The organism is Ancylomarina longa (assembly GCF_003996985.1).
In the GTDB taxonomy this organism is placed as follows: domain Bacteria; phylum Bacteroidota; class Bacteroidia; order Bacteroidales; family Marinifilaceae; genus Ancylomarina_A; species Ancylomarina_A longa.
The window spans coordinates 54,432-73,142 of sequence record NZ_RJJX01000004.1 but is presented as its reverse complement, the minus strand read 5'-3'; the positions used below and the strand labels follow the sequence as shown (position 1 = coordinate 73,142).

The window sequence follows — 18,711 nt, the reverse complement described above, 5'->3', positions numbered from 1 at the left end:
AAAAAAAGAATTAAATATATCTATATAATGAGAATATTCTCATTATATTTGTAGAAAATAATCTGTAATGCCAAGAAGAAGAAGATTGAGAAAGGTGGTCGAACCTCCGCATTTCAAGGAATATAGACCAGTTGGGATTAATTTAAAAAGAAGACAATCAATTGATTTGTTTTACGAGGAGTATGAAGCTTTAAAATTAGCCGATTATGACTTATTGAATCATAAAGAGGCGTCGGAACTAATGGGTGTTTCCCGGCCTACTTTTGCAAGGATTTATGAAAGTGCACGGCGTAAAATAGCACGTGCATTAGTGGAAACACAGACTATTAAAACTGTTTTTGGCAATGCAGTTATGGACAAAGAATGGTATATGTGTAATAATTGCCACGCAAGATTTAATATTCCTAATAAAATAATTCAAGGTGATTGTCCGGTTTGCAGGTCTGAAAATATCGAACATTTAAACAAATAGGTTTATGAAAACAGTAATTACATCAATAGGTAAAGAGTTAAGCTCTAATTTTGATTTGCGTTTTGGCAGAGCAGCATGGTTTTGTGTTTTTGATGAAGAGTCAGAGGAAATCAGTTTTGTTGAAAATGAGAATATAAATGCAAAAGGTGGTGCCGGAACAAAAACGGTTGAGAAAATTGTTGAGTTAGGTGTTACTAAAGTTATCTCTGGAGACTTTGGCCCAAAAGCTAAAGAATTGCTTGAAAAATTTAATGTGCAAATGGTAATTCTTCAAGATGAGAATAATACCATTCAGGATATTATCAATAAAATGAAATCCTAAAACACAAGATTATGCCAAACTTAGATGGAAAAGGACCAAAAGGAACTGGAAGTAAAACAGGACGAAAGCTTGGTCAATGTACTTCTGCTGATCAGGAAAACCAACTGGAGAAATTGGGTAAAGGTTTAGGTTTAAGAAAGAAAAGTGGAGGAGGAACAGGTAGAGGTAAAAGATTAAAGAGTGGTAAACCAATATAAAAAGGAGGTTAATATGCCAAGATTTGACAGAACAGGTCCACAAGGCCAAGGTAGCCGAACTGGAAGAGGATTAGGAAAATGTAATGCACAAGAGAAAGACCAGAATACTGAGAATAATGAAAATTTCAGTGGTAGAGGTCTTGGAAGAGGATTAGGCAGAGGTCGGGGAAGAGGACTTGGAGCTAAAAATGGACAAGGACGCGGACAAGGCAGAGGTCGTAATTAGAAAACAGTTAAGGAGTTTTTAAAGTTAAAAAGACATAGGAATGTTTGTGATTTGAAATTAACATTTAACCTGTGTCTTTTTTATCATATGTGATTGTAATTTTACTGAATACATGATGGTATCATGAATTTTTAATAATTAAGAAAATTAAAACTTATACCAATGAAAATGAAATTTGCAGTACCTGTTAATAAGGGAGTTCTTGATGGACATTTTGGACATTGTAGTCATTTTGCATTATTTGATGTAGAGGATAATAAAATAATTGCGGAAGAAACAGTAGCAGCTCCACCTCACGAGCCGGGATTATTACCTCCATTTATTGCAAATCTTGGAGTTACTGATGTTATTGCCGGAGGAATGGGAAATAGTGCTATTAATATTTTTAACAAGCATAAGGTGAATGTATTTGTTGGTGCTCCTGTAATGGAGGCGAAGCAATTAGTTATTGGCTTTTTAGATAAAAGTTTAAGCTTTACTGCTAATTATTGCGATCATTAGAATATGGATAAAAGATGTGTGGTTTGCCATACTAAATCAGCAGAGCATTTAATTGCAAAATTTAAACCTCTGCACGAACAGGAAATATTGTTCAAAAATCAGGTTGAAACACTCCTTTCTAATTCCAAAGATATTTCAAATCCTTATGTTGCAATGTTAATTAATCGCTTGGCAAAAAAAAGCCTGAATAGTGATTCGTTGTATGCAAAGGAGAAATGGGAAGTTAATGATTTATTGATGGGATTGTACGGTGAATGGTTTCAACGAATCAATAGTGTTGATAATTCATTGAATGTAGCCGCAAAATTAGCTGTTATTGGAAATATTATTGATTATGGAGCGCATTCCGTACCCAAAGATATTATTGCAACAATAGGGGAGTTATTAAATCAGAAATTTGTAATTGATGATAGGCTTAGATTGTTTCAGAAAGTTAAAAATGCAAAATCAGTGCTTTATTTAGGTGATAATGCAGGTGAAATTGTATTTGACAGATTGCTAATTGAAAAGTGGAATCATCCCAATTTAACCTATGTTGTTCGAGGGGCATCTGTATTAAATGATGTGACTATTGAAGATGCAGACCAAGTGAATATGAATGCGGTTTGTAAGGTAATAACCAATGGCCATGATGCACCCTCTACTTTAGTTGATAATTGTTCACCCGAGTTTCAGGGTCTGTATAATAATGCGGATGTAGTAATATCTAAAGGGCAAGGTAATTTTGAGGGATTGATGAACAGTACGAAAGAAAATCTGTTTTTTATGCTGATGGCTAAGTGTGATATTATCGCAAATATGCTGAATGTTGCAAAAGGTGATATGCTTGTAGTTGAAAATAAAAATTTAAAAAATGGCATTTAAAATTGCGATTGCTAGTGGGAAAGGAGGAACTGGAAAGACAACTGTTTCGGTGAATTTGTTTTCTGCAATTTATGAACATTGGACTGAAAATGTTCAGTTGTTCGATTGCGATGTCGAAGAACCGAATGATCTTCTGTTTTTTAAAGATTTTACGGTGAATGAGGAAAGGAAAGTTTTTCTATCTGTTCCCGAAATTGATATAGATGCATGTAAGTTCTGCAAGAAATGTGAAGCGTATTGCGAATTTAATGCCATTGTTGTTATGCCAAAGGTGAAGTATGCTAAGGTTAGTCCTGATTTATGTCATTCCTGCGGAGCTTGCCTTGTTGCATGTCCGCATGATGCTATTCATGAAAAAGATCATGCGATTGGTAGTATTTCGGTGAACAGAACAAAAGATGGCGGTGTATTAAAAGAAGGAAACCTAAGAGTAGGATCGCCATTACAGACCATGTTGATTAAGGAGTTGAAAAAAGAATCTCAGATAGGTCAGGATATTGTAATTTATGATGCACCTCCCGGAATAAGTTGTCCTGTTGTTGAAACCATTTCGGATGCTGATTTTGTGATTCTGGTAACAGAGCCTACACCCTTTGGAATGTATGATTTGCAACTTACGGTTGATTTAATGCGGGAAATGAAGAAACCGTTTGCTGTGCTTGTAAATAAAGCAGGTATGGGAAATGCGGAATTGTATGAATATCTGGATAGGGAAGAAATTAAGGTTTTAGGCGAAATACCCTTTGATAAGAATTATGCAGCACAATATTCAAAAGGAATGCTGTTAACGAATATTCCTTCTCATATTAAACAGGAATATTTAAAATTGGTAGATCAGATTAAAATAATAAGCAAGGGACATGAAGGAGATTACAATTCTTAGCGGTAAAGGTGGTACGGGAAAGACGAGTATTACTGCGGCGATAGCTTCAATCGCAAAAAATTCTGTTTTTGCGGATAATGATGTAGATGCAGCTGATCTTCATTTGATTTTTCAACCCGAAATAAAAGAAAATCACATCTTTTATGGATCGTGGATTGCAGCAATAGACAGTGAATTATGTACGAATTGTGGAATTTGTAAAACACATTGTCGTTTTGATGCGATTCATTATAAACCAGAAGGCGGTCTTGAAATAAATCCTTTTGAATGTGAGGGATGTAGATTGTGCGAGCGCATTTGTCCTGCACAGGCCATTACTTCTAAGCAAAGTACAAACAATAATTGGTTTGTTTCCGATACTCGTTTTGGACCGTTGGTACATGCTAAAATGGGTGCTGGTGAGGATAATTCAGGAAAACTTGTAACTCAGGTTCGAAGAAAAGCAAAAGAAATAGCAAAAGAAATAAATGCTGATTTTATAGTGAACGACGGACCTCCTGGAATTGGTTGTCCTGTAATTGCATCTATAACGGGAACCAATGCTGTGGTACTGGTTACAGAACCTAGCAAATCTGGGTTTCATGATGCTGTTCGTTTAATTGACCTAGTACAATCCTTTAAGATTCCGATATATGCTTTAATCAATAAATACGATATTAATCCTGAAATCAGCAACCAAATGGAAGTTTTCTTTAAAACAGAAGGAATTCAACTTATGGGGAAAATTCCTTTTCAGGAAGAAATGGTAGAAGCCTTGATTGAGCGGAAAAGCATCATAGAATTCAATAAGGATTCTGTAGTTACAAAAATCCTTACGGATTTGTGGACAGAATTGAGTCGTGTAAGTTTAGGATATATTTATGATCACAACAGAATATAAATTACGTCCCCGATATGGCGAGGTTGACCAGATGGGCTATGTGTATCATGGCAACTACGTAGCTTATTGTCATCAGGCCAGAACAGAATTGTTGCGTTCTTTTGAAATAAACGATAAGGTTTTAGAAGATAATGGAATAATGCTTCCGGTTATTGAAATGAATCTGAAGTATATAAAACCTTCGGGTTATGATGAGGAATTGACGATTTATACCAGGATTAAAGAACTACCTGTTTCTAGATTTTATTTTGAGTTTGAAATAAAAAATGAAGCGGGAGAGAATGTTTGTAAGGCAAATTCAACCTTGGTTTTTGTGGATTCAGAAAATCGTAAACCACAAAGAGTTCCGAAGTTAATATTAGAGGCATTAGAAAAAAATATTGAATATAAATTAAACTAGTTTCTTTTTTAATAAGTGATACCTATTTCTGTATTACTTATCAAAAGTTAGGTTTTAATTAGGGAAAATCGGGTAGAGAAGATTTAGCTTTTCTATCCGATTTTATTGTAATATGAATTCTGGTCTTAAAAAGACTAATCTTTTGGTTTTGTATTTTCTAATGTGCGTTTTAATAGTGTGGAATAAATTGGTTGATTTCCTAGCATAGATGTAACTGTTGATGCGGTAACTGTTGTAATTATTAATGGTAATATCATTTCGTAATTGGATGTCATTTCAACAGCAAGCACTAATCCTGTTAAAGATGCTCTAACCGTTGATGCAAATATTCCTGCCATTCCGGCAATTGCAAAAATGCCAGGATGCGAAACAAGTTCGGGAAAATAGGGCTGCACAATATTCCCAAACAGCATGCCTGATATTACTCCCAAAGCAAGTAATGGTGCGAAAATTCCACCCGGAACTCCTGTGCCATAGCTAAAAATGGATAGTAGCATCCGAACGATAAATAAAATAATTAAAAACTTCAGGCTAAAAGAATGAGCAAGTACTTTACTAATTGTAGTATATCCACCACCTATCATTTCTGGGAATAATATTCCGATTATTGCGATAATTAGCCCTACAAATATTCCAACAACAATAATTGGAATTTTAGAGAAATACCGCGAAAAATTTAAGGTTAGTACTAATAATTTATTGTAAGCGAGACCTACTACACTATACAATAAACCTAGAACAATAAATAACCATAAACCCGATAAACTAGTACTGGTAAAGACAGTCATTTGAATTACCGGACTAGCACCAATTGTAGCTCGAACAACAAAATCTGCTGTTCCAGATGCAATCATAATTGCCGCTACAGAATAAAAGTTAAATCTGAAATGACCATGCATTTCTTCGATAACAAAAATAATTCCAGCAAAAGGTGCATTAAAAGCACTGGCTAGTCCGGCGGCTGCACCTGCTGAAACCAATGCATTGTTTTCGTTATCTGGTTGCTTGAATATGTCCTTAATCATTTTACCAATATTCGCGGCTAGTTGAATGGTCGGACCTTCACGACCTAGCAGCAAACCACTTCCCAGTGAAAATAAGGAGGCGATAAATTTGATGGGCAAGACTCGTTTCCATCGCATAGGACGTGTTTCATCCAAGGCGCCTTCAATTTCATGAACACCACTCCCCGAAGCTTCAGGTGCAAATTTTTTAACTAAAAATAATGCGGTGCTTACTCCTATAATTGCAAAAAGAACAGGCCAGATGTGCATTATAAAACCTGACTTGCTTCCAATATCATACAGGCGGTTTCTAAAAAAATCAATAGATGTAAGTGTAAGTCGAAAAACAGCTCCTACACCTCCTGCTACAAGCCCGACAATAAGAGCAAAAAAGAGTAGTTTGACTTGTTGAATATCAGTTTTTATCAGCCGTTGATTCAACTTCCACGAATTTGGATATAGCATTGTAAATTATATTCTGGATTAATTGTTATATAAATTTATTCATCTGCATTTATAAGTCTTATAAATGTTTGTAATGGCTTTCTGATTTTTCATCTGTGATAGAGCTAATATTATAATTTAAGCTTTTATAGTTTTACATGTTAAATTTACTAAAAGTTATTTGATCGCTTTCGGATAAAATAAATATCCTAATATTAGATTATATATGAAAAATTGAAAATGCTTTAGTTTATTGGGGAGACTAGTTTGAATTTTAGGAATGGGCCTCTCTCGTTGTGCAAACTCATTTTATAAATTGAAAATGGCATTGTTCGTCGTGTAAAGTGAAAAATAAATTTGTTTTTTGTCCTCATCGTCATGCAAACTCATTTTTAAATTAAAAAGTCAATCTGATCGTTGTGCAGAGCGATTTTTTAATTTTTTTTTCGTTCTGATTCATGGACGAAGCTATTTTCGAAAAATGAAACCGATTGGGTAGACCAAATTACTTGAATTAAGGACTTTTTTTTTCTCATGCTAAGTTAGCTTTTATAGTAAATAACTTGTACAGGATCATAGAAAATCACATTTTCTGCTTTTGTTTTCTTAGCTCTACAGGAAGATCAGTAAAATATATCGACGGTTTTAACAGCAGTAATAAAGACATCTTCAAACAAGGTTGAAATTATTATACTTCCGAAAAATTAACAAGTTCTTTTATTTTTTCTAATTGATAGTCTAAATACACTTTTGAATAGAGAAAAAGATTACATGTTAATTTGTTGATGACACATTTATTGTATTTTTGAGATGCTTTCAACTATAGGTCATTATAGTGTTATCAAATGCTAGATTCCAAATAGTATCAAAATAAATTCATATGAAAAAAATTATTTTATTATTGTTATGTATTTGCTTTTCTATTAGCAATAGCAGCGCTCAATCGAATCGATTTGGTTTTGAGAAATTCACTGGTAAGGATGGAACAGCCTTAAATTATCGTTTGCTTAGTCCGGATTATAATACAACTCGTAAATTCCCATTAATTGTTTTTTTACACGGTTCTGGTGAACGCGGTAGTGATAATGAAGCTCAGCTAAAATGGGGAGTTTTAAATTTTGCTACTGATGAGGCTTTGAGCTTGCATCCTGCTTTTGTAATTGCGCCACAGTGTCCGAAAGAGGAGCAATGGGCTAATTATTATCAGAATGACAGTACCGGTGTATTTCTGATGAAATCTACTCCTTCCAAATCAATGAACTTATTGGTTGATCTGATTCATCAGTTTGTGAGAACACATGCTGTTGATAGGAATAGAATTTATATTACAGGGCTTTCGATGGGTGGATATGGTACTTATGATGCCATAGAACGTTATCCAAATTTATTTGCTGCAGCAGTACCTGTTTGTGGTGCTGGTGATAGCTCCAAAGCCGAAAGCATAGCGCATATTCCTATATGGATTTTTCATGGGGCAGAAGATCCTGCGGTAAATTGCTTGTACTCTCTTGATATGTTGAATGCTTTGGTAAAGGCAGGTGCACATCCCGGATTTACTCAATATCCTGAAGTAGGTCATTTTTCGTGGTTGGAGGCCTATTCTGATAAGCAAATGATGACTTGGCTATTTCGTCAGCATCAGTAGTTGATGTGAAATTTATAATAGAAATGTAAAAGCGAGTGCCAGTACTGTATTCTGTACTGGCACTTGAATAAATAGGGGGATGTTTTTGCTTAAAATGTCATTCTAAAACCAAATACTGGAAGTTCTCCTTGCATAAAATCCAGATCTTCTGATCTTTTAAATCCAATCTTTTCGTACATTTTCCATGCTGTTTGCATCGCTTTTGTGGTATGTATAACTACTTGAGCATTCTTTTTAAGTTTTGCTTTTCTGATACATTCCAGAGTCAATTGTTTTCCGATGCCTAAACCTCTGGCTGAAGGATCTACTGCTAACAAACGGAATCCTGATGCATTTTTCTCTTTGGTAGCCGTACCTCCTGAACCATAATGTTGCATATCGCTAAAATACACTACTCCTCCCACAATTTTTTCTTTCGGAGAAAGGGCAATTAGCAATTCAGCTTCCGGTTTTTTTGTCAGTTCTCCAATATTTGCAAGCATTTTATAATAATCTGGTTGCTCTGTTTCTTTTGGAAATCCATCCAATTGAGAATAGACATGAACCATTAGCTTTCCAATTTCCTCAAATTCCTCTGGTTTTGCATTTCTGATTGTAATAGTTGCTTTAATCATTGTTCGATGTTTTCTTGTATTCGTATTTGATTTTTATAATCACGAGAATGTAGCGGTATAATAAACAATAAGGGTAAAGAGATTTAGAATGCACTACTTCAAATGGATTTTTGTTTTTACCTATTATTCTCAATTTGTATCTGTAAATAAATCATTGGTATTGACCTGTATTTTAAAATGAAAGGATTAATAAGCCTCAGTAATACTAAAATCATCAAAATAGCTTACAGCATCTGATTTAGTCCAAAGGCCTATTTTGCCAGAATCGGTAAAAGTATTATCTGTTGTTTCCAAAGCAAGCTCGCCGTTTAAATAGCATTTTATTTCGTTACCAAGCATGCTTATTTTTAGTTTATACCACTGAGCAGTATTAATTTTGATATTGGCACTTTTAAGTTCTTTACGATTGCCATTTACCACTTTGTAAACTCTGAAATTATTTTCGAGAGGATTGATTCTGGCTACGTAGTAATTGTTTTCATTTTGAAATCGCCATACGGGACCACCACCTTGATCGCCTTTACCAGAAACACCTTTTACATTAATTTGCAGTTGAACATCTTTGTAATTTAATGACTCGTTAATGATTAAATTGAAATGGTAGTCGGTTTTATCTTTTGATAATTGTGCTAAAACCTTATTACCTTCTCCATCATTTTTTATTTTCCAATTGCATAATTCTCCTTTTCCGGTAACAAATAATTTCCAATCTGTGGGGATTTTGTTAAGCTTATAATTTTCAAAATCGAATAAGGTGTCCGAAGAATATTTATATTCAGATTGACTTTTTTGTACTATTCTGTTGGTGTTTGGTTGATGAAAAATCAATGTCAAAAACACTAAAAATGAAATACTACTATTTAAAAGATACATTTTTTAAAATTTAGATTAGAACAATTTTACAACTATAAGGTTTTAACAGATATTCTCTTTTAAGAATTGTTAGTGCTTAAATTTAATACGTCTTAAAAAAGTTGGTAAAACAATTAATAGTAAAGGTAAACCTACTATAAAACCGCCAATTACGGCAATAGCTAAGGCTTGTAGCATTTGTGCTCCGATACCAATTCCACTGGCTAGTGGAATTAGTGCCAGGATAGCACTTAAGGCTGTCATTAAATTAGGACGCAAACGCAATGCAATGGCATTTGTTACTGCGTATTGCCGATCATGGTCTTTTAAATCAGTAAAATATTGATAAACCGTGAATATAGCATTCTCTGCGATAATCCCCACAATCATTATCAAACCGGTGTAACTACTAACGTTTAAAGGGATATTAAAAGCATACAGCATAAGTAAACTGCCGGAAATTCCCAATAGCGATAGGAACAGAATCATTATAGCTATACGCCAACGCTTGAATAAAAACATTAGTACCGTAAAAACAAAAAGTGTTGCCAATGCTAATATCATCATCAACTCTTTAAAGGATTGTTGTTGCTGAGCATAAGCACCACCGTACTCAATAAAATAAGTACGTGGTAAATTGATTTTATTGGCAAACTCGGTTTTTAAGTCTGTAATAGCTGTTCCTAAATCTTTATTTTCTAATCGTGCAGTTAGAATGATTGTTGGTTTTAAATCTTCTCTACTTTCAATTACATCGCCCGATTTTAGCTTCACATTACAGAAGAAAGAAAAAGGACGAGTAGTGCCATCTGGTAAGAAAATAGCTTGTTTCTTGAGGAGTTCCAGATCGTTATCCGCGAAATCAACAAAACGCATGATTACTCTTCGCATTTGCTGACCTTCTTGTATGTCGCCAATTTGTAAGCCGGAAGTCATGGCTGCCTGATCTGGCGAAGGTGTTGGAATATTGGCACTTCTGCCCAAAGGAACTCCTTCGATAATGGCTTTTAATTGGGTTTCCATATCGGTAAGCGAAATGTTATAAAGAGCCAATTTATCTAATTTTGGTTGGAGGATAAGCGAAGGACCTTCAGGCACCAATCCGTCATCAATATCAACAATTCCGGGAATACTATCCATAACCAGATGGCATTTGTCTGCAATATCTTGAAGCTTTTGATAATTGTTACCAAAAATTTTTACTTCAATGGGTTGGGCTTTACCAATCAAATCTCCCAGCAAATCGGCAATACGCTGTCCGAATTCAATGTTTAACACTGGTACTTTTGCTGCTATATCGTGTCTTAAATCAGCAATTACTTCTTGTGTTGTTTCTTTTCTATTTTGCTTTAATTGAATGGAATAATCGCCTTCGTTTGCAGGATGAGCTCTGAAAGCCATTCGAATACCTGTTCGTCTCGAATAACTTTGCACATTGGGATTAGCCAAAATAACCTTCTCCATTTCTTTGCAAAGTCTGTCTGTTTCATCAATATTGGTACCAGGAGGCGAGTAGTAATCCATTACAATAGATCCTTCATCCAACTCAGGCAGAAAGCCGGTTTCTAGTTTAGTTGTTGCAAAATATGCAGCGGAAATAAGCAGCAATACAAAAATAATGGAGAATGCAGGTTTGTTGTAAAACCAAACAAGAGCCGATATGGTTTGTTCCGGATCTTTTCTGGTTTTTGGTTTTAATTTGTGTTTATATCCTATAAAAATATGAAATACGGGTAGGAGCAACCAGGTTACCAGAAAGGATACAATCATGGTAAGTTGCATGGTATCGGATAATATTTTGAAAAAACTTCCTGCCAATCCGCTCATCAATCGGAATGGGAAATGAATCACAATGGTAGATAAAGAGGAAGCAATCATTGCTGGTAACAGAAATTTAATAGACATCTGTACCACTTGATATTTATTCTTCCCGGGATAATCTTCGTGGTTTTTATAAATCTGTTCGATGATGACAATGGCATCGTCAATAATTAAACCTACGGAAGCTGCTATTGCGCCAAGCGACATGATATTTATGGTGATGCCAACCAGATGCAAAACCAAAAATGAAAAGGCTACTGTAACAGGAATAGTGAGTATCACAACTAAACTGGAGCGCCAGGAGCGTAGGAAAAGAATAATTACAATAAATGCTAACAGCAATCCTTCGTAAATGGTTTTCATGGTACCATCCACACTATCGGTAACAAAAGTACTTTGGTTGTAGTATGGTTTTAACTCAAAACCTTTGGGTAATAATTTTCTAATTTCTTGTGCTTTCAATTCTACATCATCTGCAAAATCAGTAAGGTTTACACCTGGTTGTTTAATGATGTCAACGATAACCGCATTGTTGCCATTAGCATTAATTTTTACAAATTCTTGTTGTTCTTCCAGCTTAATTTTAGCAATGTCTTTTACCCTGATAATCCTGCCATTAATATTCTTAATGACGGTATTATTCAATTCATTTAAATCTTGCACCCGTGTGTCGAGCAAGGTGAGATACATGCGGTAATGATCTGGTAACAGACCTGCTGAGGAAACGAAATTACTATTGTCGAAAGAGGAGATTATATCCTGAGGTACAATTCCCAAAGCTGTCATTTTTTCTGGAATGGGAGCGATTACAAATTCTTTATTTCTTCCCCCCCGAATTACCACATTTGAAATACCATTTACTTGTGAAAAACCCGGGCGAACAATAACATTGGCAATATCTTTTAAATCGACATCTGTTTTGGTAGGATTCTCGAGGGTGAAACCATAAACCGGAAAAAGGGATTGGTTCATCACTTCGGCAGATATATTTACTCCCGGAGGTAAAAAGTTCTTAATCTCGTTGATTCGACTTTCCAACTGCGGTTTCAAGGCATAAATATCCAGCCCCCAGTCAAAATATACTTCTACGGTTGCACTTCCTCTACTTGTATTACTTTTTACAATACGTACTCCATTCACTTTTTTAACAGCACTTTCGATAGGTTGGGTGACTGTTATCATCATCCTGTCGATGGGAATCTGCCCGGCATCTACAATAATGGAGATTCGTGGAAATTGAACATCAGGAAACAGATTGGTTTGCATTTTTGTAAATGAAAACACACCGGCAATAAAGATGAGGATACCAACTAATAATGTTGGTTTTTTTAGCGTTTGATAAAAGTTGTTCTTCATGTTTATTCTTTTACTGTTTCCACCAAAGCTGTATCTCCTAAGCCATAAGCGCCTTCGCTAATAAATAAATCTTGGTCATTAAACTTTGGAGAAATTATTTCGACCGAATCATGGTTTTGATTTCCAATTTTTACCGGAACTTTTACTGCCACGCTATCGTTAAGCATTTTCATTACCCAAAACTGACTCATCAAGGCATCGGTTTGTAAACATTGTTTTGTCAGGATTTGTGCCTGATGTTTTTTGCTTTTGTCGAGTAATACTTTTACGATCATATTCTCCGGAATAAATTGTTGGGTCTCCAGATTTGCCAATACTTTTATCGTTTGAGATAATTCATCTACCTGGGGTAGTACCTTCGAAAAAGTAGCAGATATGCTTTTGTTGTCGGGTAAAATGACTTTGCATTTATTACCTGTTTTTGCCCATTTGTTATATTCAAAAGGAAGATTTACCTGTAGTTTTAAATCATTAGATGCCAAAAGAGTACACATTAATGTTCCTTTGTCTGCATATACACCCTGATTTACAATATTCAAACTGACCAATCGTCCGGTATTTGGCGCATATATTTTAATGTTTCCATAAAGTTGCTCGCTTTTCTCTTTTTGATTCATCAGGTATGCTTCCGAGGTTTGCATCTCGAAAAGTAATTGACCTTTTTTTACTTTATCTCCTTGCTTAACACTTACATTCGTGATGTATCCGCTTATAGGGGCGATGATATTACTTTTATTCAGATAGATGGTTTTTCCTGTGAGGTTAATAAAGTCAGGCAAATAACCTGTAGAGAGATGGCTTAGTTGTACCTGAACTTTTGGATTTGCCTCTTTTTGTTCTTTTTTTATTTTCTGACACGAAAACAGCAGTAAAGCTGTCGAAACCATTAGGGATACTATAGTGAGATTCTTCATTTTTGAAAATTTTTAAAAATTCCAATAATTATAACTACTAATCAAAGCTTGTTTTTGCATTTCTAAGAGCAAGGATTCTTGTTTTTTCGCTGATATATCCCGGATTAGGTTTTTGAAATCCATAATCGAGATTTGTGCCTGGGATAATTCAAAGGAATAGACTTTCATGAGTTTTTGGTACTCCTCCAGTTGGTCTTTCGTAATTTTAATGCTATTCTCTATTAGTTGAATTTGAGTTAGGAACTTGTTCTTGTAAATTTGATTTCGATTTATGAAATTCTGTTTTTCGAAATCTAAGATTTGCAATTTTATTACAGATTTGCTGTGTTCAATTTTCTTTTGATTGCCATCAAAAATATTCCAACTAAGATTTGCACCTACTGCCATTCCAAATCGCTTTAGCGAAGGTTGATAAACAGCATTCATTCCAGCATTGGCGAATACATTAAGGTGTGGCTTGTACTTTTGGTTGAACAACATTTGATCGGTTTGAATACGCAAACTATCCAATTCATATTTTTTTAAAAATGGGGATTGTTCATCTGCTTTGGTTTGTAATTCGAAATGAACGTCCTGAATCTTTACTGTACTTGTATCCCTAATTCCACAAAGTAGATTTAAGTCCGATAAGCTGTTTCTATATTCCGTTCTGTATTGCTGATATTGTATTTCATAATTTCGAATCTCTATCTGCATTAGCATTAAATCGGTTTGTTTATAAATGGCATTTTCTACCAATTTATTCATGATTCTCAACTGTTTCTGTAATCCTAAAAATAAGGTATTACTTAGTTTAGCCTGTTTTTCCGCTTTCAAACAAAGAATATATTGATGTCTTACCAATTGCTCCAATTCGTGCTGCGTTAACTTAATGGTATTATCATTTAAACGGGTCGAAATATCCGTTTTCTGCTTATGTAGTTTGGATAAAGAACCGTTTAAGAGAGGCTGATTTATGGATACAAAGGATTGATACTGTCCTCCATCGGAATAGGATAAATCATAACCATTATAGGAGTTGGCTCCTTCGGAAATCAGCTGTAGTTTATCGTGCTTGTTATCTTGGGAGATGATTGGTGCAAATAGCACATTGGCCTCTAAATTTATTGTTGGTTTTGAGAGAATACTCCGAATTTGTTTAAGATCTAATGACAATATTTTATTGTCATTTTTGCTTTTATTAATTAAAGGGCTATTCTGCTCTGCTATTTTTATATAATGCTGTAAGCTATTTTGAGCGTATGTATTTTGATTGAAGCCTATAATAACAATCAAAGACAAAAATAAATTCTTCATTTTATTGTTCCGTGTTAAAAATAAAAACCAGAATTTATATCCGGTTATCTCTTCATCTGAAAACTTCATGTTAATGGATTTGCAGTAAGCTGCATCTCCAATAAATATTGAAAATTTTATTTGGCCAATTTACTTTTCCTTTTTGAATAAATTTAGAATATGTAGTAATATTTTACGCTTCTTAAAAGGATTTTGGCAAGCTCTTACTGGAAAAGAAATTAATCATCAATTGCGTCACTTGATTGGAATGAGAATGCTTGTTGAATCCGGAAGTAATTATTTTACTTATAAGATAAAATGCATACTACTTCGGATCAAGTCAAAAATTTGGGAAGAATAATAAAGGTTTTATCTTTACTGTCCTATTTAATAAGATAGGACCGACACCACACCACACACTATGAACGCCTGGTTCGCTTTTTATTACCTTCAGATTTACTGTAATCAGCAACTTTAAAGGAATTTTTACTGCTCCTTCCTTGTGCAGAAGCAGCCCCAAGTATTTTGAGACCTCATTTCATAGTGCAGAAACAACTCCAAGCATTTTGAGATTCCTTTTCCTTGTGCGAGGATTGTTTTAGATGTATAGTTTTAATCGTTGGCAGACAGCTGAATCACGAATTCTAATCATGATCATTCTTAGCGCATCCTGAATTATCTTGAAAACCGAACAACCAATGTTTTTGCTGAATCTTTTAACGCCAAAATAAGAGCCTTTAGAGCTACGCTCAGAGGCGTGAGAGATATCCCTTTCTTTTTGTTCAGATTAGCTAATATCGATACCTGAAATTTTAATCCCCAGTAATTCGGCTTGATCCATTACTTTCATATTCTGGCTTTTTAAAACCAAAAATAGTTTTCCTAAGTTTGGGCAAGCGGCAGGAAAACTATTTCTCTTCTGTTAATTCCTATTCTTTATAGGCAGGAATCGACTGACTGGAATTTGGCCGAAATACGTATGCATCCTTTTTAGAATTCGATTTGAGAATCTGCATTTTACTGCAATCCGAAGGATCGACAATCTTTAATCTTTTGTGAGGAATAATGATGTTGAATGCTTTGTTGTGCTTCAATTTTTCTGTTAATTCAGCAGGGGTAATACTCTTCATGTGTCCCTTACTATAAAACTGACTGGAATACGACTTTCGCCCTAAATAAAATAGATCCAGATCATTATTCTTTAATTGCTCCTGAATCAAATATTTATCTGTATTGCTGTATTTCTCCAAATTATTATCTGTTAAAGCCACAACAGTAGTTATTATTGCTAAAAAAGGTAAAATTAAACTTATAAGCACCATTCGTTTTTTATTCTTAATGGATTCCCAAAAGTGCAGAGCCAACAGGGCGACTGGCACCATTACAGGTAGGGTATAAGTATGAATCAAACTACGGGAAACAGTAAAAAACAAGGGAGTCCAAATTAACCAGAAAAGTAAAAAGACCAGCCATTTGTTTTTCAAAAGTTCTTTTCTGATTTTCCATGTTTTTGCAGCAACTAGTTGTATCCATGGCATGGCAAAAGCAAATAAAAAGACCCATATAATTCCGAGAGGTTGTTTTTTAGGGAATCCATATTTATCTCCCTTCCAACTAGCATCGAAGAATCTTTTAAAATGTTCACCAACTATAAAATAATCAATAAAACCTTTTGTTTTAAGTTCGGCTAAATAATACCAGGGAACGGCAATTGCTAAGCTAATAATCGATCCCAATATCCAGGGGAATCTTTTGAGTGCATTGCGGTATTCCTTGAATAACATTACCCATAAAACAATGGGGGGCATAGTCAGAATTACTACAATTGGGCCTTTTGATAATAAGCCTAATCCTAAGGCCACAAAAAACAGGTAGCTCCAGCCTGATATTTTCTCGAGATGAATAGCTTTCCAAAAAGAAAGCATGGCAAGGGTAATAAAGAAACAAAGGGCTGTATCTGTAGATACAACTCCTGCGTGTAATAAAAATTCGGGTAAGCTTAAAAGTATAAATCCGGAAAGGAAAAATGGCAATTTTTTTTCTTTAGCAAATTGCCCTATCAGGATAACCAGTGCTACACAAAGTAAAAGGTAAGGGAATCTTACTGCAAACTCATTTACACCAAACGCCTTCATGCTTAATGCCGATAACCATGTTGATAGGGGAGGTTTTGCCCAAAAAGGAACACCATAATCAATTTGTGGGGTAATCCAATTATTGGTTTCGACCATGATCCTGGCAATTTCTGCATATCTGGCTTCTGTTTTGTCCATTAAAGGTATAAAGCCATTGAGGAATAACCTTAGCACAATTATTCCAATAACTGCAATGATGTAGAAATTTGGGTTACTTATAAAGCTATTTTTTCTTTTCATTATATCGTTTGTAAATAAGAAACAAATCTTTCCACATCTTAAAGAAGTAGGTGAAACTAACCTTCGAACCATCAGTATCTATCCAGGTCTGCAAAGGAATTTCCCTCGAACTCTGCCTCATTTTTTCTTTACCTTTTAATTGTATGATACGGTAAAATATCTCTACATCGAACAACCATTTTGAGATGAAATCTTCCTCAAACACCTCATTTGCTAAGTTTTTGGTGAAAATTTTACAGCCGCATTGCGTATCATAAACTGCCAGCCCTAGCACATTGGAAATAAGTGTGGCAGTAAATCTTCCAATAAGGTGACGATATAGCTTTCGAGTAATATTATTATCTATCTTGGAAATTCTCGATCCGAAGGCAAAATAGACCGATTCCTTTATCTCCTGACTAATAAGCAGACACTCTTCCAGAGAGGTGGAAAGATCGGCATCGAGATAGGCAATTTTTTCAAACTCCAATTTATTTCGGGAACAGAATAAAACACCTTCTCTCACTGCATGAGCTTTTCCTCTATTTTTTATCAAGGTATTAATGAATACATTATCGGGAGCAGTTTTCCTGATTTGTTCCAGAAGTTGATTGGTATTATCTGTGGAGCCATCATCAGAAAAAATAATGGAGCAATCTTTATTGTTTTGTAGAAACTGAATAAATTTCGCTTTAGGAAGTCTGTCAAATTCATTATAACAAGGTACTACTATTGCTAAACTCATTGTATGGATTTAAGTACTTAGAATTGACTTGTTAATCATAGAATCTAACTGTTTGTCCTGCGACTCATTCCTGATTTCCTGTGTGAATTTTCATACTACAAAAAGAATGTTCGTATCTAAGAATACTATTTTATGCTGTCTTAAATATCTTAACAGCATCTAAATTCAGATCTCAAAGATAAGCGTCTGATTGAGGAAAGCAATACAGCGCATCATTTTTTCTGCTATTCTGAGTTGTAAATGAGTTGATTATGTCAATTGTATGACCGGGCTTGCAGTCTTGTACTAGTTGGTAGATTAGACGCTTGTTAAAAAGTGATTTGGCGTTGAAATTTACTGCATTCGAGCTTTACCAGTAAGGTTTTCAATGCTTAGCTTTAAAATGAGAACTTCATCGTATAATTTATTTATGTATTTTTTCCCTTTAGGGATAAAATCATTAGAATATTTTTCAAGGAACAATTCTAATGCAGCCTGTTTTTCTGAACCTTCAATCTCCGATATAGACCCAAAAGCAATTGTACTTTCGTAGATAGTGCTAAATTTATCAGGAAGTATCCTTGTTTTTCCTACCACACAGAAGGAAACTTTATTATTCATCTGCAAAGTATCTAATTTGAACCCCTCCTTGGCTCCATGAAAATAGATGGCATTATCGTGTAATACGTAATTCAAAGGAATGCCATATCCTTCTTTTTCTGTAGTACACATGGAAAGTACACCGAATTCTCCCTGCTGTAATATTTCAATAGCTTCGGAATCACTCACTTTTCGTTCTTGTTTTCTGATTTTGTGGTCCATTGCGAGTAGTTGAACTAAATCCCTTCGGGATAGCTTTTCAAATATAACAATAAAACGCTTATCTATACATTAATGTATCTTTAATTATTTTCTCCTTAAATAATTAAGGATATGAGAGCGAAAAAAGGATTCACCAATATA

At 34.7% G+C, this 18,711-nt stretch carries 20 protein-coding genes; 11 read left to right on the top strand and 9 right to left on the bottom strand.

Going from position 1 to position 18,711, the window contains the following annotated elements; all coding sequences use genetic code 11:
• The first annotated feature begins 67 nt into the window (after positions 1-67).
• The 9 genes from DLK05_RS04700 to DLK05_RS04660 all read left to right on the top strand — a co-directional run bounded on the left by DLK05_RS04700 (position 68) and on the right by DLK05_RS04660 (position 4,745).
• Positions 68-472, top strand: coding sequence for a DUF134 domain-containing protein (locus DLK05_RS04700; RefSeq protein ID WP_235831952.1), 405 nt, complete (start codon positions 68-70; stop codon positions 470-472).
• Positions 473-476: 4 nt separating this feature from the next.
• Positions 477-794 (top strand): NifB/NifX family molybdenum-iron cluster-binding protein, encoded by a 318-nt coding sequence (locus tag DLK05_RS04695; protein ID WP_127342854.1) that lies wholly within the window; start codon positions 477-479, stop codon positions 792-794.
• An 11-nt stretch (positions 795-805) separates the two neighbouring features.
• The gene (locus DLK05_RS04690; RefSeq protein WP_127342853.1) at positions 806-991 is read left to right on the top strand and encodes a DUF5320 domain-containing protein; all 186 of its coding nucleotides are present in this window, start codon (positions 806-808) and stop codon (positions 989-991) included.
• Positions 992-1,004: 13 nt separating this feature from the next.
• Positions 1,005-1,217, top strand: a complete 213-nt coding sequence (locus DLK05_RS04685; RefSeq protein WP_127342852.1) for a DUF5320 domain-containing protein — start codon at positions 1,005-1,007, stop codon at positions 1,215-1,217.
• A 162-nt stretch (positions 1,218-1,379) separates the two neighbouring features.
• Positions 1,380-1,718 (top strand): NifB/NifX family molybdenum-iron cluster-binding protein, encoded by a 339-nt coding sequence (locus DLK05_RS04680; RefSeq protein WP_127342851.1) that lies wholly within the window; start codon positions 1,380-1,382, stop codon positions 1,716-1,718.
• A 3-nt stretch (positions 1,719-1,721) separates the two neighbouring features.
• On the top strand, positions 1,722-2,582 hold the full coding sequence (locus DLK05_RS04675; protein ID WP_127342850.1) for a damage-control phosphatase ARMT1 family protein: 861 nt from the start codon (positions 1,722-1,724) through the stop codon (positions 2,580-2,582).
• Complete coding sequence (locus tag DLK05_RS04670; protein ID WP_127342849.1) at positions 2,572-3,465, top strand: ATP-binding protein; 894 nt, start codon at positions 2,572-2,574, stop codon at positions 3,463-3,465. The genes DLK05_RS04675 and DLK05_RS04670 overlap by 11 nt, the downstream gene beginning before the upstream one ends.
• Positions 3,443-4,345: an ATP-binding protein gene (locus tag DLK05_RS04665; protein WP_127342848.1), complete on the top strand. Its 903-nt coding sequence runs from the start codon at positions 3,443-3,445 to the stop codon at positions 4,343-4,345. Before DLK05_RS04670 ends, DLK05_RS04665 begins: the two co-directional genes overlap by 23 nt.
• On the top strand, positions 4,326-4,745 hold the full coding sequence (locus DLK05_RS04660; protein WP_127342847.1) for an acyl-CoA thioesterase: 420 nt from the start codon (positions 4,326-4,328) through the stop codon (positions 4,743-4,745). The genes DLK05_RS04665 and DLK05_RS04660 overlap by 20 nt, the downstream gene beginning before the upstream one ends.
• A 134-nt stretch (positions 4,746-4,879) precedes the next feature.
• On the opposite strand, the gene clcA is transcribed toward DLK05_RS04660, so the two are convergent.
• Positions 4,880-6,190 (bottom strand): H(+)/Cl(-) exchange transporter ClcA, encoded by a 1,311-nt coding sequence (gene clcA, locus DLK05_RS04655; protein ID WP_209319713.1) that lies wholly within the window; start codon positions 6,188-6,190, stop codon positions 4,880-4,882.
• 883 nt (positions 6,191-7,073) lie between these two features.
• Between clcA and DLK05_RS04650 the strand changes: the two genes are divergently transcribed.
• Complete coding sequence (locus DLK05_RS04650; RefSeq protein ID WP_127342843.1) at positions 7,074-7,838, top strand: carboxylesterase family protein; 765 nt, start codon at positions 7,074-7,076, stop codon at positions 7,836-7,838.
• 89 nt (positions 7,839-7,927) lie between these two features.
• Here the strand turns inward: DLK05_RS04650 and DLK05_RS04645 are convergent, their stop codons facing one another.
• The 5 genes from DLK05_RS04645 to DLK05_RS04625 form a co-directional block, all read right to left on the bottom strand.
• Positions 7,928-8,452, bottom strand: a complete 525-nt coding sequence (locus tag DLK05_RS04645) for a GNAT family N-acetyltransferase (RefSeq protein WP_127342842.1) — start codon at positions 8,450-8,452, stop codon at positions 7,928-7,930.
• A gap of 186 nt (positions 8,453-8,638) precedes the next feature.
• On the bottom strand, positions 8,639-9,325 hold the full coding sequence (locus DLK05_RS04640) for a 3-keto-alpha-glucoside-1,2-lyase-like domain-containing protein (RefSeq protein WP_127342841.1): 687 nt from the start codon (positions 9,323-9,325) through the stop codon (positions 8,639-8,641).
• Positions 9,326-9,394: 69 nt separating this feature from the next.
• On the bottom strand, positions 9,395-12,481 hold the full coding sequence (locus tag DLK05_RS04635; RefSeq protein ID WP_127342839.1) for an efflux RND transporter permease subunit: 3,087 nt from the start codon (positions 12,479-12,481) through the stop codon (positions 9,395-9,397).
• A 2-nt stretch (positions 12,482-12,483) separates the two neighbouring features.
• Positions 12,484-13,395, bottom strand: a complete 912-nt coding sequence (locus tag DLK05_RS04630; RefSeq protein WP_127342837.1) for an efflux RND transporter periplasmic adaptor subunit — start codon at positions 13,393-13,395, stop codon at positions 12,484-12,486.
• A 12-nt stretch (positions 13,396-13,407) separates the two neighbouring features.
• Positions 13,408-14,760, bottom strand: coding sequence for a TolC family protein (locus DLK05_RS04625; protein ID WP_127342836.1), 1,353 nt, complete (start codon positions 14,758-14,760; stop codon positions 13,408-13,410).
• 577 nt (positions 14,761-15,337) lie between these two features.
• Between DLK05_RS04625 and DLK05_RS04620 the strand changes: the two genes are divergently transcribed.
• Positions 15,338-15,478 carry a transposase gene (locus DLK05_RS04620; RefSeq protein WP_209319722.1) on the top strand — a complete coding sequence of 47 codons (141 nt, stop codon included), beginning with the start codon at positions 15,338-15,340 and terminating at the stop codon, positions 15,476-15,478.
• Between the two features lie 121 nt (positions 15,479-15,599).
• Here the strand turns inward: DLK05_RS04620 and DLK05_RS04615 are convergent, their stop codons facing one another.
• The 3 genes from DLK05_RS04615 to DLK05_RS04605 all read right to left on the bottom strand — a co-directional run bounded on the left by DLK05_RS04615 (position 15,600) and on the right by DLK05_RS04605 (position 18,570).
• Complete coding sequence (locus DLK05_RS04615; protein ID WP_127342834.1) at positions 15,600-17,045, bottom strand: ArnT family glycosyltransferase; 1,446 nt, start codon at positions 17,043-17,045, stop codon at positions 15,600-15,602.
• Positions 17,029-17,769 carry a glycosyltransferase gene (locus DLK05_RS04610; protein WP_127342833.1) on the bottom strand — a complete coding sequence of 247 codons (741 nt, stop codon included), beginning with the start codon at positions 17,767-17,769 and terminating at the stop codon, positions 17,029-17,031. Before DLK05_RS04610 ends, DLK05_RS04615 begins: the two co-directional genes overlap by 17 nt.
• A gap of 333 nt (positions 17,770-18,102) precedes the next feature.
• Positions 18,103-18,570: a pyridoxamine 5'-phosphate oxidase family protein gene (locus DLK05_RS04605; RefSeq protein ID WP_127342832.1), complete on the bottom strand. Its 468-nt coding sequence runs from the start codon at positions 18,568-18,570 to the stop codon at positions 18,103-18,105.
• Between the last annotated feature and the right edge of the window lie 141 nt (positions 18,571-18,711).